We start from the raw sequence: 23705 nt of genomic DNA, 5'->3' as shown, positions 1-23705 counted from the left end.
CGGGCCGGACCCGCGGCCCTGGAGGAGGTTCACTCTCGCGTCTCTGTGCCCCACTGCTCCGGCCCGACGCCGCACCAGTCGATCAGTGGGGACACCGCCACGGTCACCGGGTCGATGTCCAGGCCCGCACGCCTCAGGAATTCGGACACGTCCTCCAGGCTGTGGGCCAGCCCAAGACTCTCGCCGTTGACGCGAACCCGGCGGCCACCCGCCGCTGACGGCGGAGACACGACCACAGGATGCAGTTCGGGCATGCTTCCAGCCTCACTCGTGCGGTTCGGGCTTGCACGCGGTGCGCGCACACGGGACCACCTGGCCTTTCCGGGCCATCAGGCGGTCGGGGAAGTGGTAGCCCGCCATGACAGTAATTCAATCATGTGTTCGATTTCTGGCGCCAACGGTCGACCTCACTGTGACTCGCAGTGACAGTTGGCCGCTCCTGCTGCCCTCGCCGCATGGAGCAGGAGCATCCCCTCGTTCGCCGGACCACCGCGTCGACCCTGTGCTGAGCCGGTTCCTGTACCGGCCAGGCTTTTCCCGCCTGGCGCGGGAGACCGAGCGCAACCACACCGACGAGTACCGCGTCCTCACGGTGACTTCGTCGAGCTGCTTGACGAGCTCCTCGATGTGCCGCCGCGATCATCAGCCTTCGGCCCGACTCGCCGGCAGGAAACCGGGTGCGGACTGTCAGCGCGGTGATGTGTGATCGGGGTATGCCGATTGTGTTGGGTGAGCCGGGAGTCGACGGGCTGATCGAGGCGGTGGGCGTGCTGCGGGAGTGGCAGTACGACGGGTCGCCGATGCAACTGCATCCCGGGGACCTGGGCTGGTTCTGGCGGTTCGGTGCGGAGGCGACGGCCGCGGCGGTCCGCACGTGGAGCCGGGACGGACAGATTCTCGCTGTCGGGCTGCTGGACGAGCCTGAACTGTTACGGCTGACGATCGCGCCAGACGCTCAGCAGGACGAGGAGCTGGCGCAGCAGCTGGTTGAGGACGTGACAGGGCCGGAGCGCGGCGTACTGGCAGAGGGGAAGGTGTACGTCGACGCGCCCATGGGCGCGCTGGTCCAAGATCTGCTGTTCGAGGACGGCTGGAACGCCGGCGAGCCGTGGACGCCGCTGCGCCGCGACCTCACAGAGCCGGTAGGGGACCCAGGCGTGCGGATCGAGGTGGTCGGGCCGGAGCAGGTGCACGCGCGGACCGCCGTACAGCGGGCATCGTTCGACAGGTCGACGTTCACCGACGAGCGCTGGCATGCGATGGCGGCCGGATCGCCGTACGCCGACGCCCGGTGTCTGGTCGCGTACGACGACCAGGGCAACGCGGTCGCGGCGGTGACGGTGTGGTCGGCCGGTCCTGGTAAGCCAGGGTTGCTCGAGCCGATGGGCGTGCACCGGGAACATCGCGGTCACGGCTACGGCCGGGCGATCACCGTCGCCGCGGCGGCCGCACTCCAGGAGCTGGGCTCGTCGAGCGCGATCGTCTGCACCCCGAGCCTCAATGTCGGCGCCGTCGCCACCTACAAGTCAGCCGGCTTCCAGCAACTCCCCGAGATCCGGGACCGATACCGGGACGCCTAGCCGTCGGTGTTGTCGATGTGTGCGCTCTTCGAACCTGGTGCCATCCGGACCGAAAACCAGATGCCCGGCTCGATAGATCAACCTCCGCTGCACCGAAGCGCGGTCAGATCCCTTCAGCCGGCCACTTTTGTGCTCAGGACCGGTCGGCATGGCTTGAGGCAGGGAGAGGGGAGCCCGCGGGAGCCGGCCGCTACTCCAGCCACGTGCCGTCGCGCATGATGACTCTGCCGCGCAGTTCCGCCTCGCCGCGCCAAGCGCGCACGATCTTCGGCACCACCCGCACATACAGAAAGGGACCGTCCTCCGTACGAGGGTCCCACCCGAACTTGTCGGCGAACGCGTCCGCTGCGTCCCTGGGCACATCCTGGTCCGGGAAACTCGCGGCCTCACCCTGCAGCAGCACGACGTCGAAGGAGTCCGGCAGCGCCAGGCGCACACGCGGTTCCTTGCGCACGTTCCGCGCCGTCACGGAGGTCGCGCTCGTGCACATCCACACCGCTCGCCCGTCCCACGCGAACCAAAGCGGCACCTGGTGCGGGCCGTGATCAGGATGGGCCGTGGAGACCCATACATCCCGCTCCGTGACGAGTCGGTCCAGAGTGTCACGCCTGCGCTCCGTCATCTGACGACGAGTGACTGCCGAGTTCTGCATGGGTGTTGACCCTAGCCAGCAGGCTCGAAGCACACATGAGGCTCAAGACCTACTCCCAGCGGCCGATGGACACCTCAGCCTTGACTCGGGACGGCGGCCAACTCGGGTGCTCGGAGTGGCCAACCAGCCCGCTCAGTCACACCTCGTTGCGGCCGTGCGCTTCATGCGAGGACGGACGTTCGGTCTTCAGCACTGGGTGTTTCGCGCGGTGGCGGCCGGCCCGTAGTGGGTCCGGGCCCCGGCCAGGTGAAGGTCGAGGAGCCTTTGGGCAGTGGCAGTGGCAGTGGCGATGACGGTGACCGCGGTCGAGCGGGGGGACCACGGCTGTGCGGTGCGGGCGCGGTCGGCGGGCACGTGGCGTACGACGCCGAGATCGGCGGTCAGCTCGCGCAGGACGGGCACGAAGCGGGCGCCCAGGCGCGCTGCCCACCGGCACGACCGCCGCCGTCCTCGCCGGGACGCGCTCCACGGCTGCTCACGGCACAGTGGAGATATGAACACAGACGACAGGAATCCTCTGGCCGGGGCCGGCGTGGCGACCAGGCTTCCCGCCCAGGATCTGGACCGGGCGCGGCGCTTCTACTCCGAGCAGCTCGGTCTCGACCCCGTCGACGAACGGCCCGGTGGGCTGCTGTATCGATGCGCGGGAGTGGAGTTCGTGGTGTTCCAATCGACAGGCGCCTCCCCCGGCACCTTCACGCAGATGGCGTGGAGCGTCGACGACATCGAAGCGGTGGTGGCGGAACTCAAGCGGCGCGGCGTGGTGTTCGAAGAGGTGGATACGCCTGGGTTCCGAACGAAGGACGGGATCGCCGAGATCGACGGAAACTACCCGAGCAAAGGCGCACGGGGTGAACGCGGCGCCTGGTTCCGTGACAGCGAGGGGAACCTGCTGGGCATCGGCGAGCCGGTCTTCTGAGCGGCGCAAGGCAATGGGATCCGACTGTGATGGGCGTGGTGCGTCGGGTAGGTCGGGCCGGCACCGGTTCAGCGCCTGGTCATCGCCGTGGACCTCCACGACTCGCCGCCAACTCGCCCACCGGCGGGCGGTGGTTACGGCCTCGTCGGCATTCGGGAGCGCGCTGTCCGTCGGCGGCCCTCACCGCCGTTCAGCCGACGATGACGACCGGCTGCTGAGTGTGCGGGTCTCCGCGCGTCCCCTCCGACGCCCGGAGACCCGCGGTCCCGATGGCCGCGAACGGACGGCCATCGAGTGTCCAGTGCGGGTCGGTGTCACACCCCAGTGACGCGAACACCTGGGCGGCGACATCGACATGACGTATCGGCGGAGGTGCCGAACGCAGGCCGGGACCGGCGGCGATCAGCCAGGCCGTGCGTTCCTGCGGGGAGCGGCCGCCGTGGCCGCCCGTGTCGACATGTCCGTGGTCGGTGACGACCAGGACCGTCCATGGCTCGCTGTCGTACGCGGGCCGGGAGCGTACGGCGGCCAGCAGGCGGCCGACGCGTTCGTCGGCGCGCTCCACCGCGGCCTCGTAGGTGTCGCCGCAGCCGAGGAAGTGCGCGGTCTCGTCCGGAGCTCCGAGATAGACGAAGGACGCGTCCATGTCGTCGTCGGCGAGGACGCTTACCGCCTCCTCGGTGATCTGTTCGTCGCACCTCTCCCAGGCCTCGGGGGTGTCCTCGGCCGGGGAGATGTACGCGGTCCTGGACGGGGCGCGGAAGAGGGGGCCGCCGTCGCGAACCTGCATGAGCGGCTGCCAGCCCGCCGCGACGAAGGTGCGGCGGCCGTTCTGCCGGGCGACGCGGGTGGCGAAGTCGGGGAAGACATCGAGGCGGTGGCCGGTGAAGTCGTTGCTCCACACGCCGTGCTTCTCGACGCACACTCCCGTGACGATCGTCGCCCAGCAGGGGCCCGACATGGTGGGGGTGCGGTCGTCGACCTCGATCGGCGCGAGGAAGCCGTCCGCCGCGAGGGCGTCCAGGTGCGGGGTGGGCAGGCGGCGCAGCGTGTCGAGGCGTACGCCGTCGATGCCGACGACCAGGACGCGGTGGACGGCGTCGGACATGGGGGATCCCTTCGGTGAGGCGGTCACGGACCGACTGCTCCGTGCGGCGGTCACAGGGCGCGCAGGACCAGCTGGAGCGTGGTGGGCCGGGCGTGCAGGGTGTGTTCCGGCAGGGCGCCCGGGCCGCAGGAGGCGGTGCCGATGCCGTGGTGGGCCGCGTCGAGATGGACGTACACCTTGTCCCCGGGGGTGAGGTCGGTGGTGTGCCGGGCCGCGTCGAGTTGTTCGCTGGTCCAGCGGCGCACCGTGAGGTCGAAACCGCCGGTCGCCTCGAGGCCGCCGGCGTCGCCCGTCAGCCGGGCCCAGCGCACCTCACGGCGGTTGCCGTTCTCCTGGGGGCGGACATACGGGGTCTGCATCGCGTCGACGCCGCGCCGGAACCGGCCCAGGCGGGCCGCGGCGGTCGTGTGCACACCGTGGTGCGCTGGCCCGAGCTGCCGCACGCCGGGGAGGGCGAGCGCGTCCTCACCGTCGTCGCGGAACTCGCCCACGACGAAGCCTGGGCCAGGGCCGGCCACGAGATCGCGTGGGGCCAGGCCGTGACGGGCGAGCCGCCGCAGCCGTACGACGGCGGACATCGCGCAAGCGCGCGGCGCATCGCCGACCGGCTGGAAATCGGCGCGGCCCTCTTCGACCCCGCCACCGGCACCCTGCGCCGCCTGGGTGATCTCCAACTCGACGTTGCTCCGGCCCGTGGGCCAGTCGCCGGGGAGGCTGAACTCTCGGCGGTACTCCCCGGTCGGGTTGTCGTCGGGGACGCGCGGCGGGTCGATCGGGAACGGAAAGGTGACGTTGGTGTACGCGGGCGCGCCGACGCCGTGCAGCTGCCAGCAGGACGGGACGGGCAGCCGGTCCCAGTGGGTGTCGTCGAAGGTGGGCGCCTCGAATCCTGAAGTGAGATCGGCGAGTCCGGCGGCGGCTCGGAAGCGCCAGGGGCCGTCGAGTGCGAGGCGTGGGGCGTCGGAGTCGAAGCAGGCGCGGGGTGCGCGGCGGCCGTGGCCCGGTGAGCGGTCCTCGACGTAGCCGGTGTCCAAGTCAGCCATGCGGGACTCCTGTTCAGGCCGAGCGGGTCAGCTCATCGGGGCCGACTGCGTACGTGAACGGGAGTCCTTGTGCGTAGCGCTCCACCTCGTCCACGGCCCAGTGCGTCATGCGGCCGAGTTCGTTGCCGAGAGAGCCGGCGATGTGCGGAGTGAGGAGCACGTTGGGCAGGGTGTAGAGCGGCGATGCGGCGGGGGGTACATCTGGTTCGGTCACATCGAGTACAGCGTGAATGCGCCCGGAAACGAGACGCTCGGTCAGCGCGTCGGTGTCGACGAGGGAACCGCGCGCCGTGTTGATGAGCGTAGCGCCGTCTTGCAGGAGCGCGAGCCGGCGCGCGTCGAACATGTGGCGCGTCTCGGGGAGTTGGGGCGCGTGGATGGACACCACATGGCTGCGCCGGACGAGTTCGTCGAGGCCGACGAGTTCCGCGCCCAGGGCTCGGGCGTCGCCCCGGTCAAGGTAGGGGTCGTGGAGGAGGACGTGGAGGTCGAGTGGGCGGAGCAGTTCGAGGACGCGGCGTCCGATGCGGGAGGCGCCGACGATGCCGACGGTGCGGTGGTAGTTGCCGTAGCCGGTGAAGTACGGCAGCAGCGCGGGCTGTTCGCGTGACTGTGCGTAGGTGCGCGCGATGTCGAGGACCCGCTTGTTCGCGAACAGGATCGCGGCGAGCGTGAACTCGGCGACGGGGAGGGCGTTGGCGGCGGCCGCGGAGGAGACGGTGATGCCACGCTTCCATACGGAATCGGTGACGTGGTGCTTGATGGAACCGGCCGCGTGGACGACGGCTCTCAGCCGCGGCATACGACGCAGCGTGTCCTCGGTCAGGAGCGGCGCGCCCCAGTGCGTGAACAGGACTTCCACGGCGGCCAGTTCGACGTCGTCGGCCGCGGCGAAATCGGCGATGTGCGCAGAGGTGTCCACGGAGGCGACGGACCGGAGCCGGTCGAGTGCGCCTTCGGCCAGCAGTGAGCGGTGGATCTCCGGCCCCATGGCGAGGGCGGTCCGCGGGAGCTGCGCCGCGGTCGTGCGGTCCGAGCTGTTCAGGAGGGTGCCTTCCGGTACGAGCATGGTCACTTCACCGCGCCGGCGGTCAGGCCCGAGCGCCAGAAACGCTGGAGGCAGACGAAGGCGACGATCAGCGGGACGACGGCGACGAGCGAGCCGGTGATGACGAGCGAGTAGTACTCGGGCTGCTGCTGCGTGACGCTGTTCCACATGAACAGACCGAGATTGACCGGGTAGAGCTTCTCGTCGTTCAGCATCACGAGGGCGCCGAAGAAGTTGTTCCAGCTGGCGGTGAAGGAGAACAGGAAGATGGTCATGAAGCCGGGTGCGAGCATCGGCAGAGAGATCCCGGCGAAGATGCGCAGCTCGCCGGCGCCGTCGACACGGGCGGCCTCCAGGACCTCGTTCGGCACGTAGCCCTCGGAGAAGACGCGGGCGAGGTAGACGCCGAAGGGGTTGACCAGGGCGGGCAGCAGCAGGGCCCAGTAGGTGTTGACGATCCCGACCTTGGTGGCGAGCAGGTACATCGGCAGCTGGATCACCGTGGTGGGGACGAGGACTCCGCCGAGCACCGCTGCGAACAGCTTCTCCTTGCCCTTGAAGTCGTATGTGTCGAAGGCGTAGCCGGTGGCGATGCACAAGAATGTCGAGGCGGCCGAGCCGACGACCGAGTACAGGATGCTGTTGCCGAACCAGCGCAGATAGATGCCGTCGTTGAAGGTGAAGACGTGATGCAGGTTGGCGAACAGGTTGAAGTCGCCGAGGGCGAAGCCGGAGGTGGAGAACAGGTCGCGGTCGCTCTTGGTGGCGGCGAAGAGCAGCCAGCTGACCGGCATCAGGGTGTAGAAGGCGGCGACGATCAGCAGCGCGTTGACGACGCCCTTGGAGAGCAGCGCGTTGGGCGAGGTCCGGCGGCCCGCGCTCCGGGTGGCCTTGCGCTCGACCGGTGTGTTGGCCGGGGTTGTGGTGTGGGTGAGGGAGCTCATGACGCCGCCTTCCACCGGTTGCCGAGCCGGGTGACGATGTAGGAGAGGAGGACGCCGAGCAGGGCGAGCAGGAGGGACGCGGCGGCGGCGAGGCCGTAGTCGTGCTGGACGAAGCCGGCCTTCCAGATGAACAGGGTCGGCGACCACTCGGTGTCGATGGAGGGCGCTCCGCGCTGGTTGAGCAGCTTGGGCTCGGTGAAAATCTGGATGGCGCCGACGCAGGTGAACAGAACGGTCATGACGACCGCGGAGGCGATCAGCGGCACCTTGATCTGCAGCGCCGTGCGGATGGCGCCCGCGCCGTCCACGACGGCCGCTTCGATCATTTCGCGCGGAACGGCCTGAAGGGCCGCGTAGAAGATGACCATGTTGTAGCCGATCCACTGCCAGGCGCAGAGGTTGACCATGGACGAGAGCACATGATCGTTGCTGTAGAAGTTCCATGAGCCGCCGAGGGCGCCGATCCAGTCGAGCACGGGGCTGAGGCCCGGGGTGTACAGGTAGATCCAGATGACCGAAGCGATCAGTCCCGGGATCGCGTGCGGCAGGAACAGCGCGAGCTGGAAGAACCGCTTGGCCCGGGCCATCGCGGAGTCGACCAGCAGCGCGAGGAGAAGCGAGCCGCCGATCATCACCGGAATGTACAGCGCGCAATAGAGGGCGATGTGGACGAAGGAGTCCCGGAAGCCCGTGTCGGACAGCGCCTTGGTGTAGTTGCCGAATCCGGAGAACACCCGCTCGGTGCCGCCGAAGCCGAGCCCCGAGGAGTGCTCCTGGAAGAGGCTCATCCACACGGCGTAGCCAATGGGCGCGGCCATGACCGCGGCGAACAGGACGAAGAAGGGGGTGATCAAGAGGGTGGCGGCCCGGCGTTGACTGCGCCGGAGCTTCGAAGTGCCCGGGGGCTTCGTCGGGGGGTGGCGCCGGGCCTTCACGGCGGGGGCGACAGGTGCTGCCACGGTGACTCCTTGGCGGGCTGGACGCTTCGGGGAGGCGATCGGAGACGGAAGTGCCGGGGCGACGGGAACAACCCCGGGGTGACAGGAGTGCCGGGGCCACGGGAACGGCCCCGGGGCGACGGGGCCGGCCGCGGGCCGTGTCCGAGTCCGACTCGGACACGGGCCGCGAACGGCCCTACCCCGTCAGGTCACTTGGCGAGCTTCAGCCCGCGCTCCGTGATCCCCGCCTCGGCCTTCTGCTGGCCGGTGTCGACGCCGGCTGCGAAGCCGGACTTGGCCGTCGCGTCCTGGACCGCGGTGTAGACGTCCATCTGGTTCGGGCCCCACGTCCACCCCGGGACGATCGTGTCGACCTGTGCGGAGGCGAGCTCGTAGAGGTCCTGGCCGTTCAGGTACGAGGTGTCGAACTTGGCAGCGGCGACCTCGCGCATCTCCGGGTTGGCCGGCAGGGCGCTGCTGGGCGACTCCAGGTCGGCGAGGCGGGCCTCGACGCCGGCCTTGTTCGTGGTGAGCCACTTGATGAACTCGGCCGCCGCTTCGGCGTGCTTGCTGCCCTTGAGGACACCGTAGGAGGTGCCGCCGTAGTTGCCGCTGGCTGCGGTGCCCCAGTTCGGCATGGGTGCGGCGGCCCACTTGCCCTTGAGGTCGGGCATGGCGGTCTTCATGCCGCCCGCGGACCAGGAGGCGCCGAGGAAGGAGAGCGTCTTGCCGGAGGTGCGGGCCTTGGTCTCCTCGGGGCTGTAGGCGGTGAACGACTGCACGAGGTCGTCCTTGATGAGGCCGTCCCAGTAGGTGGCGACCTTCTTGCTGGGTGTGTCGTTCACGCCGGGCTTCCAGGCGTCGCCCTCGGTGGCGAACCACTTGCCCCCTGCCTGCCAGGACAGGGCGGCCAGCAGCGCCGGGTCCGACTTCGGCATGGAGGCCAGCCGGACGTTCTTGTCCTTCTTCTTGACCGTCGCGGCGGCGGTCTTGAACTCGTCCCAGGTCTTGGGAACTTCGATGCCGTACTTCTTGAACAGGTCGGTGCGGTAGTAGTACAGCTGCGGCGCGACGTCGTACGGGACGGTCCAGGTCTTGCCGCCGAAGGTGACCAGGCTCTGAATGGTCGCGGGGAACTTCGACTTGACCGTTTCACCGGCGTACTTGGTCAGATCGATCAGGTTTCCCTGGCCCGCGAACTCCGGGACCATCTGGTACTCGATGGTCGCCACGTCGGGCGCGTTGCCCGCCTTCACCGCGTTGGAGAGCTTGCTGTAGCCCTCGGTGGAGCTGGGGATCTCGGTGAACTTGACCTGGATGTCCTGGTGCGTCCTGTTGAACGCCTCGACCGTCGACTTGGCCCCAAGAGTCCAGGTCCAGTAGTTGATGGTGACCGGCTTGCCGTCCGACTTGCTGTCGGTCGAGCCACCGTCGCCACCGCATGCGGTGGCGAGCATGCCCAGGGCGGCGATGGTGGCGGCTGCGGCTGTGCGGAACGAACGTGAAGTGCGCGACATGGCACGGCTCCTACGAGACCTCGTACGGGAAGAGGCGGATGCAGGACATCTTTTGTGCGCACACGATCAGAGTCAAGAGCGTTCGACCAAGACGATCAAAACGATCGCGCAACGCTCATGATGCGAGCGCATCGCCACCGCAGGAGGAACGGATCCTCAACTCGGGGAGGAGTTCGAGATGCTGACGGGGTGCCGGGCGCTGCCCGCTCGCACGTTCCGCGAGCCGCTGGAGCAGCAGTTTCGCGGCCAGCTCCCCCACCGAGCGCTTGGGCGGCGCGATGGCCGTCAGGGGGACATCCGAGAGACCGGCCACCTCGTCGTCGTAGGCGATCAGCGCGAGGTCCTCGGGCACTCTGATACCGCGCGCCTGGAGCTTGGGCACCAGCACGATCGCGTCCTCGTCGCTGTGCACGAGCGCCGCCGTCACTCCGCGCTTCTCCACGGCCTCGACGAGGTAGTCGATGCTGGCCTCGTAGTCCCCGTGCTCGCGCACCGACGGCGCGCCGGAATCGACGTCCAGGCCCAGGGACTGCACCGCAGCCAGGTAGCCCGCCGAGATCTGTGCTGCGTGCGGGCCCTCCTGGAGCACGGCGGTGATCCTGCGGTGCCCCAGGGAGGCGAAGTGGCCCACGGCCACGGCGGCACCGTGCGCCCGGTCCGTACGCACCCGGTCGAGGCCGGCCGCGGGGTTCCCGGCCGGCGCGGAACGCTCGACCAGGACGGTCGGCACCGCACAGTCGAGCAGCCACTTCTCCTGGCCCCCCATGGGCACACCGCCGAACCAGCTGGGCGCGACGAGCAGGCCCTCCGCACCGCCCGCGATCAGGTGTTCCGCCTGCACGGCGTCCTCGGAGTCGACATATCCGGTCATCCCGAGGACCAATCGGCCGCCCTGGGCGCCGACGGCCTCGCGAGCGCCCCGGACGATGTCCGCGAAGATGTAATTGGTGGTCGGCACGATCATTCCGATCACAGTGCCCTCGGCGGACTCCTGCCGGGGCTGCGCCTCGACGGCCGCGTCGCCCGGCCACACCACCGCGCCGTGCAGCCGCTGCACCCGGCCCTGTGCGGCGAGCGCCTCCACGTCACGCCTCAAGGTCACCGCGGAGACTCCGAGTTCGGCCGCGAGATCGGCGACCCGGAGGCTGCCGCGCTCCCGGACGAGTTCGAGTACCCGCTCATGACGCTGGTCGACGTGCAGTCGCATGGACTCCCCCTGGGGCAAGGCCGGACGGACGAACTACGGGCGAACGCGGAGCGTGATCCCGTGTACTCACTGTACGCCCACAATCGCATCGATCAGGTTCGATCAATACGATCGGACAAGCCCGGACAACCCACACTCCGGTCGTGCAACGTGAAGAATGGGCACGAGGAGGGTAAGACCACCTTCGGGGAGCGGAGAGGGTCGCAGTGGGTGCGAGCGAGGAACGAGATGTGCTGGCCCGTCAGCGCTTCGACATGGCGGACGCCGCGCCACTGCTGCTCGATGCCCGGATGGCGGTGACCAGCTGGACCGCGGACGCCGAGCGGCTGCTGGGATATCCGGCCGCCGAGGTGCTGGGACGGCCCGCGGCCGATCTGCTGGTCCCCGAGGACGCGGCGAGGGTCCCCGATCTGATCGAGCGGTGCCACGCAGACAGCGGCTGGACCGGTCTGCTGTCCGTACGCCACCGGGACGGGCACCCGGTCCTCTCGATGATTCGAGTCATTCCGGTGCAGCACAGCGGCGGCCCGGCGCACTGGGTGGTGCTGCTCGCGGATCTGGCCGGCGGTCCCGGATGGGACATGAGCCGCTCCGCGCTGGAACAGATGACCGCCCGCTCTCCGGTGGGCATCGCGATCGTGGACACCGACCTGCGGTACGTGTGGTCGAACGCCGCCCTGGAGCAGTTCGGCGGGGGCCCGCCACACGACCGGCTGGGACGACGGCTCGCCGATGTACAGCCCGGCCTGGACGCCCAGCGGCTCGAGGCTCAGATGCGCCGGGTGCTGGAGAGCGGCGAGTCGGTGGTCTCCTATGAGCACGTCGGCCGCGTTCGGTCCGCGCCACACCGCGAGACGGCCCACTCCATGTCGTTCGTCCGGCTGGAGGACGACCACGGCCACCCGATCGGCGTCTACTACACCGTCGTCGACGTCAGCGAGCGCTTCCGTGCCCGCCGGCGGCTCGCCCTGCTGGACCGGGCCGGTCAGCACATCGGCCGCAGCCTGGATGTCCCGCAGACCGCGCAGGAGCTGGCCGACGTCGCGGTGCCGGGGCTGGCCGACTTCGTCGCCGTGGACCTGCTGGAGTCCGTACTCAAGGGAGCGGAGCCGACGCCCGGTCCGGGGCATGACCCGGACGCGGTGCCACTGCGGCGCGCGGGGCAACAGTCAGTGCAGCGTGGAGTCCCCGAAACCGCCGTCGAGATCGGCGACGTGGCGTCCTACGGGGCCGGGACTCCCCCGATCCGGTGCCTGATCGACGGTGAGTCCTGGCGCGAGGAGCGGCTCGACCCGCTCACCCGGGAGTGGGACGCCGGTACGCCCGACGGTCGGGCCGCCACTTTCCTCGACCTCGGGCTGCACAGCGTGATGATCGTGCCTGTCCGTGCCCGCGGCGTCACACTGGGCATCACCACGTTCTTCCGGCATGGCCGCCAGGACCCCTTCGACGAGGAGGATCTGGCCCTCGCCGAGGAGTTCGTCGGCCGGGCGGCCCTGTGCCTCGACAACGCCCGCCGCTACACCCGCGAGCGTGACGCTGCCCTCGTCCTGCAGCGCAATCTGCTCCCCCACCTCTTTCCCGAGCAGGACGCGGTGGAGGTCGCCGCCTGCTATCGGCCCGCCGACGAGCTGACGGGGCTCGCCGGGGACTGGTTCGACGTCATTCCGCTGTCCGGGGCCCGGGTGGCCCTGGTGGTGGGAGAGGTCACGGGACACGGCATCGACGGCGCGGCCGCGATGGGCCGGCTGCGGGCCGCCGTGCAGACCCTCGCCGACCTGGATCTGTCCCCGGAGGAGGTGCTCGCCCACCTCGACGACCTGGTCAGCCGCGCCGCGCGGGAGGAGGGCTCGGGCGCCGACACCCGCACGAGCGGCATGCAGGCGGTAGGGGCGAGTTGTCTGTACGTGGTGTACGACCCGGTGAGCGGGCAGTGCTGCCTGGCGAGTGCGGGGCATCCCGCACCCGCGATCGTCACCCCCGACGGCACCGTCACGTTCGTCGAAGTCCCCGACGGTCCCGCGCTCGGCAGGGGTGGACTGCCCTTCGAATCGGTCGATTTGGAGCTGGCGGAGGGCAGTGTCCTCGCGCTGCACACCGACGGGCTCATCGCCACACCCCGAACCGGGCGGGATCCGGCGGCCGGCCGGGAGCGGCTGCGCCGCGCGCTCGAGGCGCACGGACAGCCCTTGGACGGAATGTGCCGCACCATCGTGGACGATCTCGTGCCGACACGCCCCTACGACGACGTGGCGCTGCTCATGGCGCGCACCCGGCGACTGGGGGCCGAGCAGGTCGCGACCTGGGACCTGCGCATCGACCCGGCAGTCGTCGCCGAGGCCCGCAAGGCCACGACCCAACAGCTGAGCGTCTGGGGCCTGGACGAGCTGGCCTTCACCACCGAACTGGTCGTGAGCGAACTCGTCACCAACGCCATTCGGCACGCCGCCGGCCCGATCCGCTTGCGGCTGATCACCGAACAGTCCCTGATCTGCGAAGTGTTCGACGGTGGCGCCACCTCCCCGCACCTGCGCCATCCGAAGACGACCGACGAGGGCGGCCGCGGGCTGTTCCTGATCTCCCAGTTCACCCGGCGCTGGGGCACCCGCTACACCCCCGAAGGAAAGATCATCTGGGCCGAGCAGTCCCTCACGGAGCCGGCGGTCTGACGTAGATGCCGCCTGCGGCTTCTACGGCCCCGGGTGGAGTCCACGTCTTTGGGCGCCACATCAACCTGTCACGGACGCCGTGGGCAGGGACACCATCCAGTTCGAGGGCTGCGATTGGCAGGATCTTGGTGTTGGTGGCGCAGCAGGTCAGGCACATCCCGTCGGCGTCGGTGAAGCGCCGCTGGACGCCGGGACGCGCAACGGCTCGGGCCACCGCTCAAGCCGCCACGCGGAAGCCGATGTTGCCCGTGGAGCTGTCGGGGGTGTTGCGGCTGCGGGCCGCGACGCGGTAGCGATTGCAGTAGGAGTCGTGGCACAGGTAGGAGCCGCCGCGCATAACCCGCGAGGTGTCTGGGCTGAACCAGTCGGCGCACCACTCCCACACGTTCCCGACGGTGTTGTAGAGGCCGTAGCCATTGGCGCGGTGGGACTTCGCGGGTACCGTGCCGGGTCCTGCCGGGCCCGTGTGGTCAGTGGGAAACGTGCCCTGCCAGATGTTGAGCATCGTCCGGCCGCCGGGGGCCAGTTCATCGCCCCAGGGGTAGCGGCGGCGGACAAGACCGCCGCGGGCCGCGTACTCCCACTCCGCCTCGGTGGGCAGCCTCGTACCGGACCACTCGCAGAATGCCTGCGCGTCGTTCCAGGACACATGGACGACGGGGTGGTTCTGCCGCGCCGTGAAGGAAGACCCCGGGCCCTCGGGGTGGCGCCAGGTCGCGCCATCCACTACGCGCCACCAGGGAACTTCCTCAACCGGCGGTGAATCGCTCGCGAGTTCGTCGGAGAGGAGGCCGAAGAAGACGAAGGAGAAACCGAAGCTTTCGGCTTCGGTGACATAGCCGGTCGCTTTGACGAAGGTCGCGAACTGGGCGTTGGTCACGGTCGTCGGGGCGATTCGGAAGGGGGCAACCTCGACCTCGCGGACCGGGCCCTCGCCATCGGCCGGAATACCGTCCGGATCGTCGCCGCCCATGAGGAACCGCCCGCCGGGAAGGTCGATCAGCTGCTTCGCGATCCGGAGTGCCGCCTGTGGTCGGGACGAAGCAGTGGACGCAGCGGGCGTAATCGTGAGGGCGCCTCGGCCGGGTGTGCAGCAGGAGGGCATGGCATCTCCGAGAGTCGAGGGGGCCGGCCGGGCGCCCGCAGGGGAAGCGGGCACCTGGCCGGATGGTGCGGACCGGCCGGGGGACGGAAGCGGCCGGATGGTGCTGTGGGAGGCGGTGCCGCTAGCTCGCGCGGTCGGCGGCGAGCTGGGAGGCCAGCGCCGGAATGCCCAGGTTCTGCTCGGCTGCCGGCGTCGCCTGGTAGAGCTTGTTCGTCAGCTGGTACTGGTCGTTCACGAGGTCGTAGTACTCCCGGAAGGTCACCTGCCCCGTGCCGGTCTCGTTACCGTTGGCGTCGGTCCACAGGTCGTAGTACTCGACGTACTGCTTGTCCTTGGCGACATACGACGCCCACGTGTCCTTGACGCCCGTGCTGCCCTGCTTCCACCACTCGACCAGCAGGTGGTCACGGCTGAAGGAGCCGAGCAGCGACTTGCCGTCCTGCGGGGTGTTCGGGGTGATCCCGGCCGCGTCGAGGATGGTGGGGGCGATGTCGATGTTGCCGACGATACGGTTGTCGGTGGTCCCGGCGTTCAGGCCGGCGGCCGGCCAGGACAGGTAGAACGGCACCTCGTGGGCCGGGGAGTACGGCGTCCCCTTCCCGAGGAGGCCGTGGTCGGCCCACTGGAAGCCGTTGTCGCCGATGTAGATGACCAGGGTGTTGTTCAGCTGACCCAGGGCTGTCAGCTTGTCCTTGAACGCCTGGACGGCGTCGTCGACGGACAGCAGTGTCCGCAGCTGCCGCTTGCGCACCGCCTGGCCGTCGGCCAGGGTGTTGGTCGCGTTCTTCACGTACTGCGGCTTGTCGCTGCGGTCGTTCTCCGGGACGGAGGGACGGCCGTTCCAGTCGGGCACGACCGTGTTGGCGTACTGGGCGGCGGGCGTGTTGGGCTCGTGCGACGCGTACGGGGTGACGTACGCGAACCACGGGCGGGTGTCCGTGGCGGCCTTGTCCAGGAAGTTGAGCGTCTTGTTCTTGATGATGTTGGTGGTGTAGCCGTTGATCGTCTGAACCGTGCCGTTGACGTTCCACTGGGCGTCGACGTAGCCCGGCTGGAGGAACGCGAAGTCCTCGAAGTGCGGCGGGCTGTCGGACAGCGCCCAGGAGTTGAGGTACTTGCCGAACAGGCCTGTGCGGTAGCCCGCCTGCTTGAGGTAGCGCTGCACCGTGGTGCTCTGGTCGAGGTTGTACGCGTGGCCGTTGTCCCGCACGCCATGGTTGTGGGCGTAGCGGCCCGAGAAGACCGACGAGCGCGACGGAGCGCACAGCGGCGTGGTGACGTGGCCGTTGGTGAACTTCACGCCCTGCCCGGCGATCCAGTTGATGGTCTTCTGGATCGCCCAGTCGGTGTGCTTGGGCTGGTCGTCGGTGACGATCAGCAGAATGTTGGGGCGGGTCGCAGCCTCAGCCGGGCCTGCGGCCGCAACCTGGGCTATCGCGGGTGCGGCTGCCGTGGCGGCTGCCGCCGCCGTACCGGCGAGAAAGCCGCGCCGGCTCACCTGCGGTCTGTCGTGACTCATGGGTCGTTTCCTCCTGTGGTCCATCAAAGTGGCGGCGCGGGCATGCGGAACCGCATTCTGAATACGCGGAATTCGGGAACGTCGCGCGCCCGCGCGGGTACGGCAATTTCTGCCGGATACAAGGAAGAGACGGGAGTCGGGCGCTGGGATGGCCGGGCGCCAGGTGGGGATCCCGTAACGATGGCGATATGGCGCGAACTGACCGGATCAGAACCGGATCACTGCCGGGACCAGACCGGACAAGACCCGGCTCACTGGTCGGACGGCAGACGACCGACCTCGGCGGTCACGCCGTGGCGACCGTACACAGCGCGCTCGCCAGCCTGCCGAAGTCGACATGCCGACGAGCAGCGAGCATTCCTTCTGCTGCCATGCCGTGAGAATAGAGGAAGCGGAGCATGCTGTTCTATGCACGGAGTATGAAATCAGGGGTCATCCGTCAGGTGGACGTAGCGGGCCATTGGTGGCCACCCGCACATCGGGCCGCCTGGCAGGATCGATGTGCGTCGGCAACGCTGTCTCCGGGCGTGCATCCTCGACGGACTCGCCGCCACGGTCCTGGCCGAACTCCACGACGAATGGCAGGTCTTCGACCGCCGCTACCTCTCCGAAGCCTCCATGGTCGAACTCCTCACCACGAAACCGGCCGACGACGACCGTCAGCTTCCTCTGCAGCACGGCCCAATTCGGCTCGCCCAGTGGCTACACCACTTGGCGAAACACCATCGAGACATGCTCACTGAGGTAGGTGTTCGGTTCGAGGCAGCGCAGGAGTCCCTCGCGGAACTTGCCGCTGTCGAGTGCGGCCACGGGCGCTCACAAGTTGGCTGCTGTTCCCTGACGTGCTGCGGCCAGCAGGTGCTTTTCGAAAGGCAGGGGGCCGATGGTTTCCGGGTCTGCCTCAGTGTCGAACAGCGGGGTGTAGCCGGTCGTCAGGTACAGGCTGCGGGCCTCTGGCTGGCGGGGACCGGTGGTCAGGTAGATCCGCCGGTAACCGCGGGCGCTCGCCTCACGCTCCAGCTCGGCGACGACGCGTCGGGCCAGACCGCGCCGCCGGTGGGCGGAGTGCGTCCAGATCCGCTTCAACTCGGCCGTGGTCGCGTCGTACCGGCGGAAGGCGCCGCCCGCGACCGGATCGCCGTGTTCGAGGAGCAGGAGCAGCACTCCGCCGTGCGAGGCGGTGAACTCCTCGTCGGGATAGAGGGCGAGTTCGGCGTGGGCGTCCTTGCCGTAGCGCGTCGAGTACTCGTCGGCGAGTTCGCTCAGCAGAGGTCTCACCCTCGGGTCGGACATGGTCACTTGAACGACCGTCAGCTGGGCTGCATGCGACGGTGGTTGTGCCACGGACGTCATCCATGCACCGCCGCGAGATTCTGCGCTTCGCGCGCCGCGCGCTCGGCGTCGCGCTTGGCGACCTCCTCGCGGACGATCGGGATCACGTACCGGCCGAAGTCGATCGCGTCACCCAGCAGGTCGTAGCCGCGGGCGGAGAGGATGTCGACGCCGATGTCGTAATAGTCCAGCAGCGCCTGGGCCACCGTCTCGGGCGTGCCGACCAAGGCATTGGAGTTGCCCGCGCCACCGGTCGCAGCGGCGGTCGGGGTCCACAGGGCGCGGTCGTAGCGCTCCCCCGCCTCGGCGATGGCGATCAGTCGCTGCGAGCCGGTGTTCTGTGGCTGAGTGTGCCCGTTGTGGCGCTTGGTGACCGGCTCGCCCTTCTCCTTGCGGGCCTTGATCGCGCCGACCGTGCGGTGGGCCTTCTCCCAGGCCAGTTCCTCGGTCGGGGCGATGATCGGGCGGAACGCGACCTGGATGCGGGGAACGTCGGTGCGGCCCGCGGCCTTCGCGGCGGCCTTCACGGCCTCGATCTGTTCGGCGCACTTGGCCAGGGGCTCGCCCCACAGGCAGTAGATGTCGGCCTCCGCGCCTCCTGCGGCGTACGCGGCGGGCGACGAGCCGCCGAACGATACGTTCGGGCGGGGCTGTTGGACCGGGAAGACGTCGCTGACGAAGTCGTGGAAGCGGTAGTGCTCGCCCTCGTGGTCGAAGGGCTCGTGGGCGGTCCAGATCTTCTTGACGATCCGGATGTACTCGCGGGTGCGGGCGTAGCGTTCGTCCTTGGTGAGGGCGTCGCCCTCGCGGCCCTGTTCGTGGTCGTTGCCGCCGGTGATGAAGTGCACGGTCAGCCGGCCCTCGCTGATCTGGTCGAGGGTGGCAAAGGTCTTGGCGGCGAAGGTCGGGTACGAGACGTTCGGCCGGTGGGCCAGCAGGATCTGGAGGCGGTCCAGCCTGCTCGCGATGTAGGCGGCGGCCGGCGCGGGATCTGGCGATCCGGAACCGTAGGCGAACAACACCCGGTCTCAGCCGTGGTCCTCGTGCGCCCGGGCGAGCCGGAGCGTGTACTCCTTGTCAAAGGCGGCGCCGGAGCGCGGGGTGGTTTCGGAGCCGTCATTGGTGGCGGCAATGCCAAGGAATTCCACTGGCATGGGAGATGGCCTTTCCTCGAGTCCTCTGGGGCCGTGCCGAGGGCAGCACTCGGGCACGACGGAGCAGCCCTCGGTGCGGCCGGGTGCGACGGCGTTTCAGGGTGCTGGGAACCAGGTGGTGAGCAGATGTGACGCCGGGGCATGGGCCTCGGGCGAGATCGGGCGGCGGCAGCGCGTGTCAGGTCTCGCAGGACCGTCCATACGCGGGTTCAGCGTGTGTTCAGCGCATGCGCATGACGGTGCCGAGAAGGGGGGAACTCGGCCCGCGACAGGGTCACCGAGAGGGCAAGGGCCGGTCAGACAGCCCGCTGCCGCATCAGCAGCAACACGCGGCGGACCATACCCGACCGAAGTCGATGTGGTCACGGGTGACCAGGCGCTGTTCGGCATTCATGAAAGTAATTGAGCAGTACATCTCACTTCTCGTCAACTGCAGCCCGGATGACGGATCGACCTTGAACCGTTCCTGGGCGTGGTTGACAGATGCGCGCGGTGCGCCCACACAAACGGACAGGCTCCGCCGCGCAGCGCCAGCCGTACCGGCCGCGTTGAGGGACGCGGCATGCGTGATGACACCGAAACCCAACCACCGCCCCGCACCCGCGCTGTGTCCGCTCGGCATCCATGAACGCGCGCCGGCGGGTGGTCACCGACGCCCGTACCTCGCTCTCCCCGGAGAGCCTCCTGATGGTCTCGCCGTCCGACATCACCCATCCCTCCCGCGTCGCTGATTCCGCACCACCCGCAGGACTCCTGAAAGCCTCCGGCCACGCCGCGGACCGCCCGGTCCCCGACGACGATCTGCCGCGAATCGTGCCGCCGGCATGCCGGCCGCCGGCTGACCGCTGCCGGGGGCTGCTGGTCTTCGCGATGGTGGTCAACTCGTCGTCCGCAACCGCGCACGTCTTCCAGAGGGACGCGGTCGGCCGGTACTTCACCACCGCCACCGTGCTCGACGGGCTGCTACCCACCCTGTGGCTGAGCGGCGGGGTGATGGTGCTCGGTCTTCTGCTCGGCACCCCCCGGCCCATGATGCGGCTGTCTGCCAACCCGTACTACTCAGGCTGAGTTGGGGCTGCGTGTGGACCTTCCATTCCACCCCACTGCTGGTGCAGCTGCTGTTCTGGTTCAACATCGGCGCCTTCTACCCCGATGCTCCGCCTCGGCAACCGCACCAGCATCGTCAGCGTGCTGGCCGTGCACGATCTGCTGTACTCGGTGCAGTTGGTCAACAAGCGGACCTACCAGGTCACCCCCCGCTGATGGTTGACGCCCTCTGGTACATCGCCGTCACAACCGTGCTCAGTCAGGGTCAGTTCTACGTCGAGCGCCATGACGCGCGTGGCTCCGCCCGCGCGGTGCCACCCATGGCTCTTCAGAGACTCAAGGGCCATCTGGCCGCCCTTCGTGCCCGGCTGGACAGGACGACCGCACCCGAGGCTCGGCGGGCGTTTCGACGGCGGCCGGTGAGGCGACGTGCGGTGTTGCGTTCCCTACATTTCCTATCGATTTACTAGGAAAGCATTGACGGCCTGCCCAGCGGGTGCGCAGGATGATGCACATGACCCACACGCAGCTACGACTCGTTCGTCGTCGGCATGTCGACTTTGGTCACGTCGTCAGCGCCGCTTGCTGTGGCGTGTAGTGCACGCGGCTCACACGTTGCGCATGCCACTGCGCTCCTTCTGTCATCCCAGGTGACGAGGCGAATCCACCCGCTTACGCCTGATGGCCCGACGTACTCCTGAAGGACAACCGCCATGACCACGGCACTTCCGGCCCAGGCCACTCCATCGGATCCACCGCTCGCCGACATGCGTCATCTCCGCCTCGTGGGCGACACCGCACAGGAAGGCGAGGAGGGACACGGTTCCGCACCCCTCGTCGGCTACCTCGTGCTCGTCCCCGAGGGCACCGATCCCGCCCGGCTCTTCGCCAAGGACGTGACACGGCCGGAGATCCGACCGGTCGCCTACACGGACTCACCTCCCGTGCAGCAGACGGGAGACGGTGTCGTCCGCATCGATCCCGCGCGACGTGTCGCAGAACTCGACGGACGCGAACTCGACCTCACCTACCTGGAGTTCGGGCTGCTGGCCCATCTCGTTCTGCATCCCCACCATGTACATTCGCGCGAGCAGTTGATGGCCGGCATCTGGGGCTACGACCACATCGGCGACGGCCGCACCGTCGATGTCCACATCGCGCGGCTACGCCGCAAGCTGGGCAGTGCTCACCGGCACCGGATCGTCACCGTACGGCGCGTGGGCTACAAGTACGCGCCCGACCAGCAAGAGAACCCCGACACCGCACCTTGCCGCCGACCTTGAGGAGACCACCGCCATGGGCGTTGCCACAGCGCCGTTCGGCCCCGCCTCGGAATCCGACCGGACCGGGCCCGGCCGTGCGCACTGGCTGCGCGTGGCCCGCGACACGGCGGACGACCTGGCCACGGATGCGGTGGCCAGGGAGCAGGCAGGCAAGGCCCCATTCGACGAGGTGTCCCGATTGCGTGAAGCGGGACTGCTGACGCTCCTCATACCGGCCGAGGTCGGGGGAGGCGGCGAGGACTGGCCCACGGCCTACACCGTCGTCCGGCAGATCGCCGCCGCCGACGGCGCGATCGGTCAACTACTCGGCTGCCACTACTTCCTGTCGTGGAGCGCCCGGTTCTTCACCGAGCCCGCCCTCGCCGCCCAGGTCGAGCGGAAGTCCACGACGGAGCAGTGGTGCTGGGGTGGTGGTTTCGCCCGTCAGGAACTGCCTCTGACGCTGGCCAGGAAAGCCAGGGGTTACGTACTCGACGGTCGGCAGAGCTACGCCACGGGGGTCCTGGTCGCCGACCGCCTCGCCGTGCGCGCCCAGCGGGCCGACACAGGCGAACCACTCGCCGTCGTCGTCGATCCCGCCCATCACGGCGTGAGGATCGAGGGCGACGCCGACACCTTCGGCCAGCGGCTCGCGGCCGGCGGCAGCGTAGAGTTCGACGCCGTACCGGTCGCTGCCGACAACGTACTCGGTTCCCTCTCCGCGGACGAGGATGTCCTGTCACCCCTGGCCGCTCTCACCTCGCCGGTCGGACGTCTCCTCTCCGTCCAACTCCTTCTCGGCATGACTGAGGGAGTGCTCGCCGAAGCCCGTGAGTACAGCAGGCCGGGCCACTCACCCCGGCATTCCGCCTGGCCGGTCGGCTCTCCCCAGGACCCGCAGGTGCTGACCGCCTACGGAGAACTCACCGTCCTCGCCCGCTCCGCCTCCGCACTCACCGAGCAGGCACTGGAAGCCGTGCACGGCGGGCTGGCACGCGGCGAAGACCTCACCTACGACGAGTACGCGGAGATCTCCGTCCTCGTGGCCGTGGCCGAAGCCGCTGCCTCCCGGGCTGCGCAGGAATCCACCGCCCGCGCCCTCGACATCATCGGCGCCCGCTCCGCGTCATCGCGGCTGGGCTTCGACCGCTTCTGGCGCAATGCCCGGACGCACACCTTGTACGAGCCCGTCGCCCACCGACTCCGCGATGTCGGGGACTACTTCCTCAACGGTGCGCACCCTCCGTTCACACTGCCTGCCTGAGCGTGACGACCCGGATCGCCGGATGAGTGACAGGGCGCGCATCTTCCACGATTGTCCGTCCGCTGGGTCGGCGGCAGCTCGCGGCCGGGTGGGCGTCTGAGCGGTGTTGTCACCCATGGGCCGGCCCCGAGGTAAGCGCGGTCAGCATCGTCCCCGCCGGTGTCGACGGCCCCCTCAGCCACGTCATCGAGGGCGCCGGCGCCTCCCCATACCCGCCCGCCGCGGCCTGAGCCCCTCGGCCGCCGGGCGGGGACACCTGCCCTTGTCCAGCGGCCGGCCGCAGCGGACACCGACCGAAGCCGTACGGGATAATGCACACATGCGGATCTCAGCCAGGGCGGACTACGCGGTACGTGCCGCGCTGCAACTCGCCGCGTCACGGGATGACGGGCCACTGAAGGCCGAGGCCATCGCCGACGCCCAGGACATCCCGCACAAATTCCTTGAAAGCATCCTCAACGACATGCGCCGGGGCGGCCTCGTCCTCAGCCAGCGCGGCGGCAACGGCGGCTACCGACTGGCCAAGCCCGCCGAGTCGATCAGCATCGCCGACGTCATACGCACCGTGGACGGACCGTTGGTCTCGGTGCGTGGGGTCCGACCCCCGGAACTGTCCTACACCGGCCCCGCCGAGTCGCTGCTCCCCTTGTGGATCGCGCTGCGGTCCAACGTGCGCGAGATCCTTGAGGGCGTGTCGCTCGCCGACGTCGCATCGGCCCAACTGCCCGCCGATGTATCCGCGTTGACCAACGCTCCGAGCGCCTGGGTAAACCCCTGATACGCCGGGCCACGCACGGCTCATCCCAAAAAGCGAGATGGTTCCGTCCATAATATGAACAGCCCCTTGGGGCGGGCACCACGTTCTGCCACGATCCCTATCAACCAGGTAGGAAAACTAGGGATCATCTGTGGGGGGTGGCCATGAGAACGCTCGACCGCTCAGCCCGGCTGCTGCCCCTTCTGACCTCGCGTCGTCACATCGACCTCGGCCGTACGTCCAGCGCCATCTGTCGCCCCCTCTGACGCCACAGAACCTGACGCTCTCCGAACCAGCGCTGCCTCCCCGCCGCTCCGCCTCCGTCGGCGGATCGGGCAGCCTGGCCTGACTACGCCCCCCCACATTCCACTTCTCAGCCCGCGACAGCATGCCTGCCGCCGATGACCAAGGAGTGGAGTGTCGGTTCGTGCCGACAAGCAGTACGCCTCGCATTTCCGTACCTCCCTGATCACCCATCCCCTGAGAGGACACCTCCGTGTCTGCCGCAAGACCGCTCACCGCCCTGCGCACCATCGCCGTCATAGCCGCGCTCCCGCTCCTCGCTCTCGCCGCCTGCAGTTATGGCTCCGAGGCGAAGGACGACACCAAGGCGAAGGTCGCCGCCGGGTCGAAGAAGATC

General features: G+C 68.9%; 19 protein-coding genes and 7 pseudogenes. 11 read left to right on the top strand and 15 right to left on the bottom strand.

Annotated elements, in window-relative coordinates; genetic code table 11:
* Nucleotides 1-29: 29 nt before the first annotated feature.
* Nucleotides 30-254 (bottom strand): hypothetical protein, encoded by a 225-nt coding sequence (locus IEY95_RS32510; RefSeq protein WP_189189760.1) that lies wholly within the window; start codon nucleotides 252-254, stop codon nucleotides 30-32.
* Nucleotides 255-713: 459 nt separating this feature from the next.
* On the opposite strand from IEY95_RS32510, the gene IEY95_RS32505 reads away from it, so the two are divergent.
* The gene (locus tag IEY95_RS32505) at nucleotides 714-1580 is read left to right on the top strand and encodes a GNAT family N-acetyltransferase (protein ID WP_189189759.1); all 867 of its coding nucleotides are present in this window, start codon (nucleotides 714-716) and stop codon (nucleotides 1578-1580) included.
* A gap of 190 nt (nucleotides 1581-1770) precedes the next feature.
* Here IEY95_RS32505 and IEY95_RS32500 read toward each other — a convergent pair whose 3' ends face one another.
* Nucleotides 1771-2232: a pyridoxamine 5'-phosphate oxidase family protein gene (locus IEY95_RS32500; protein ID WP_189189758.1), complete on the bottom strand. Its 462-nt coding sequence runs from the start codon at nucleotides 2230-2232 to the stop codon at nucleotides 1771-1773.
* Nucleotides 2233-2418: 186 nt separating this feature from the next.
* Nucleotides 2419-2634 (bottom strand): hypothetical protein, encoded by a 216-nt coding sequence (locus tag IEY95_RS32495; protein ID WP_189189757.1) that lies wholly within the window; start codon nucleotides 2632-2634, stop codon nucleotides 2419-2421.
* Nucleotides 2635-2725: 91 nt separating this feature from the next.
* On the opposite strand from IEY95_RS32495, the gene IEY95_RS32490 reads away from it, so the two are divergent.
* Nucleotides 2726-3151, top strand: coding sequence for a VOC family protein (locus IEY95_RS32490; RefSeq protein ID WP_189189756.1), 426 nt, complete (start codon nucleotides 2726-2728; stop codon nucleotides 3149-3151).
* Nucleotides 3152-3341: 190 nt separating this feature from the next.
* Here the strand turns inward: IEY95_RS32490 and IEY95_RS32485 are convergent, their stop codons facing one another.
* A complete protein-coding gene (locus IEY95_RS32485) occupies nucleotides 3342-4259 on the bottom strand; it encodes an alkaline phosphatase family protein (protein ID WP_189189755.1) in 918 nt (305 codons plus the stop codon).
* A gap of 50 nt (nucleotides 4260-4309) precedes the next feature.
* Nucleotides 4310-4648: pseudogene (locus IEY95_RS32480) on the bottom strand (beta-galactosidase small subunit-related protein); the annotation flags it as partial.
* An 18-nt stretch (nucleotides 4649-4666) separates the two neighbouring features.
* On the opposite strand from IEY95_RS32480, the pseudogene IEY95_RS50830 reads away from it, so the two are divergent.
* Nucleotides 4667-4741 (top strand): annotated as a pseudogene (locus IEY95_RS50830) (hypothetical protein); the annotation flags it as partial.
* Between the two features lie 225 nt (nucleotides 4742-4966).
* Here the strand turns inward: IEY95_RS50830 and IEY95_RS32475 are convergent.
* The 6 genes and pseudogenes from IEY95_RS32475 to IEY95_RS32450 form a co-directional block, all read right to left on the bottom strand.
* Nucleotides 4967-5302, bottom strand: a pseudogene (locus IEY95_RS32475) (sugar-binding domain-containing protein); the annotation flags it as partial.
* A 13-nt stretch (nucleotides 5303-5315) separates the two neighbouring features.
* Nucleotides 5316-6371, bottom strand: coding sequence for a hydroxyacid dehydrogenase (locus IEY95_RS32470; RefSeq protein WP_189189754.1), 1056 nt, complete (start codon nucleotides 6369-6371; stop codon nucleotides 5316-5318).
* Nucleotides 6372-6373: 2 nt separating this feature from the next.
* Entirely contained in the window at nucleotides 6374-7294 is a 921-nt protein-coding gene (locus IEY95_RS32465) for a carbohydrate ABC transporter permease (protein WP_373294588.1), read from the bottom strand.
* Nucleotides 7291-8292, bottom strand: a complete 1002-nt coding sequence (locus IEY95_RS32460) for a carbohydrate ABC transporter permease (protein WP_373294591.1) — start codon at nucleotides 8290-8292, stop codon at nucleotides 7291-7293. The genes IEY95_RS32465 and IEY95_RS32460 overlap by 4 nt, the downstream gene beginning before the upstream one ends.
* Before the next feature lie 149 nt (nucleotides 8293-8441).
* Nucleotides 8442-9749, bottom strand: a complete 1308-nt coding sequence (locus IEY95_RS32455) for an ABC transporter substrate-binding protein (protein ID WP_189189753.1) — start codon at nucleotides 9747-9749, stop codon at nucleotides 8442-8444.
* 115 nt (nucleotides 9750-9864) lie between these two features.
* Nucleotides 9865-10956 carry a substrate-binding domain-containing protein gene (locus tag IEY95_RS32450; protein WP_189189752.1) on the bottom strand — a complete coding sequence of 364 codons (1092 nt, stop codon included), beginning with the start codon at nucleotides 10954-10956 and terminating at the stop codon, nucleotides 9865-9867.
* A 206-nt stretch (nucleotides 10957-11162) separates the two neighbouring features.
* Between IEY95_RS32450 and IEY95_RS32445 the strand changes: the two genes are divergently transcribed.
* The gene (locus IEY95_RS32445; protein WP_189189751.1) at nucleotides 11163-13625 is read left to right on the top strand and encodes a SpoIIE family protein phosphatase; all 2463 of its coding nucleotides are present in this window, start codon (nucleotides 11163-11165) and stop codon (nucleotides 13623-13625) included.
* A gap of 217 nt (nucleotides 13626-13842) precedes the next feature.
* Here the strand turns inward: IEY95_RS32445 and IEY95_RS32440 are convergent, their stop codons facing one another.
* Both IEY95_RS32440 and IEY95_RS32435 read right to left on the bottom strand, forming a co-directional pair.
* Entirely contained in the window at nucleotides 13843-14730 is an 888-nt protein-coding gene (locus tag IEY95_RS32440) for a formylglycine-generating enzyme family protein (RefSeq protein ID WP_189189750.1), read from the bottom strand.
* A gap of 121 nt (nucleotides 14731-14851) precedes the next feature.
* Nucleotides 14852-16249: a sulfatase family protein gene (locus IEY95_RS32435; RefSeq protein ID WP_189189749.1), complete on the bottom strand. Its 1398-nt coding sequence runs from the start codon at nucleotides 16247-16249 to the stop codon at nucleotides 14852-14854.
* A 534-nt stretch (nucleotides 16250-16783) separates the two neighbouring features.
* On the opposite strand from IEY95_RS32435, the pseudogene IEY95_RS51095 reads away from it, so the two are divergent.
* Nucleotides 16784-16942 (top strand): annotated as a pseudogene (locus tag IEY95_RS51095) (IS256 family transposase); the annotation flags it as partial.
* A 123-nt stretch (nucleotides 16943-17065) separates the two neighbouring features.
* On the opposite strand, the gene IEY95_RS32425 reads toward IEY95_RS51095, so the two are convergent.
* Entirely contained in the window at nucleotides 17066-17602 is a 537-nt protein-coding gene (locus tag IEY95_RS32425) for a GNAT family N-acetyltransferase (RefSeq protein ID WP_189189747.1), read from the bottom strand.
* A pseudogene (locus IEY95_RS32420) lies at nucleotides 17599-18735 on the bottom strand (LLM class flavin-dependent oxidoreductase). The gene IEY95_RS32425 and the pseudogene IEY95_RS32420 overlap by 4 nt, the downstream one beginning before the upstream one ends.
* Nucleotides 18736-19422: 687 nt before the next feature.
* On the opposite strand from IEY95_RS32420, the pseudogene IEY95_RS32415 reads away from it, so the two are divergent.
* The 6 genes and pseudogenes from IEY95_RS32415 to IEY95_RS32390 form a co-directional block, all read left to right on the top strand.
* Nucleotides 19423-20093 (top strand): annotated as a pseudogene (locus IEY95_RS32415) (ABC transporter permease family protein); the annotation flags it as partial.
* A gap of 402 nt (nucleotides 20094-20495) precedes the next feature.
* Nucleotides 20496-21065, top strand: coding sequence for a winged helix-turn-helix domain-containing protein (locus tag IEY95_RS32410; protein ID WP_189189746.1), 570 nt, complete (start codon nucleotides 20496-20498; stop codon nucleotides 21063-21065).
* A 13-nt stretch (nucleotides 21066-21078) separates the two neighbouring features.
* On the top strand, nucleotides 21079-22308 hold the full coding sequence (locus IEY95_RS32405) for an acyl-CoA dehydrogenase family protein (protein WP_189189745.1): 1230 nt from the start codon (nucleotides 21079-21081) through the stop codon (nucleotides 22306-22308).
* Between the two features lie 319 nt (nucleotides 22309-22627).
* Nucleotides 22628-23086: an RrF2 family transcriptional regulator gene (locus tag IEY95_RS32395; RefSeq protein ID WP_189189744.1), complete on the top strand. Its 459-nt coding sequence runs from the start codon at nucleotides 22628-22630 to the stop codon at nucleotides 23084-23086.
* Nucleotides 23087-23229: 143 nt separating this feature from the next.
* Complete coding sequence (locus tag IEY95_RS50825) at nucleotides 23230-23331, top strand: putative leader peptide (RefSeq protein WP_373294587.1); 102 nt, start codon at nucleotides 23230-23232, stop codon at nucleotides 23329-23331.
* A gap of 230 nt (nucleotides 23332-23561) precedes the next feature.
* Nucleotides 23562-23705: pseudogene (locus IEY95_RS32390) on the top strand (sulfate ABC transporter substrate-binding protein); the annotation flags it as partial.

Origin of the sequence: Streptomyces albiflavescens (genome assembly GCF_014645835.1) — a bacterium.
In the GTDB taxonomy this organism is placed as follows: domain Bacteria; phylum Actinomycetota; class Actinomycetes; order Streptomycetales; family Streptomycetaceae; genus Streptomyces; species Streptomyces albiflavescens.
This window is presented reverse-complemented; position numbering and strand designations above follow the sequence as displayed.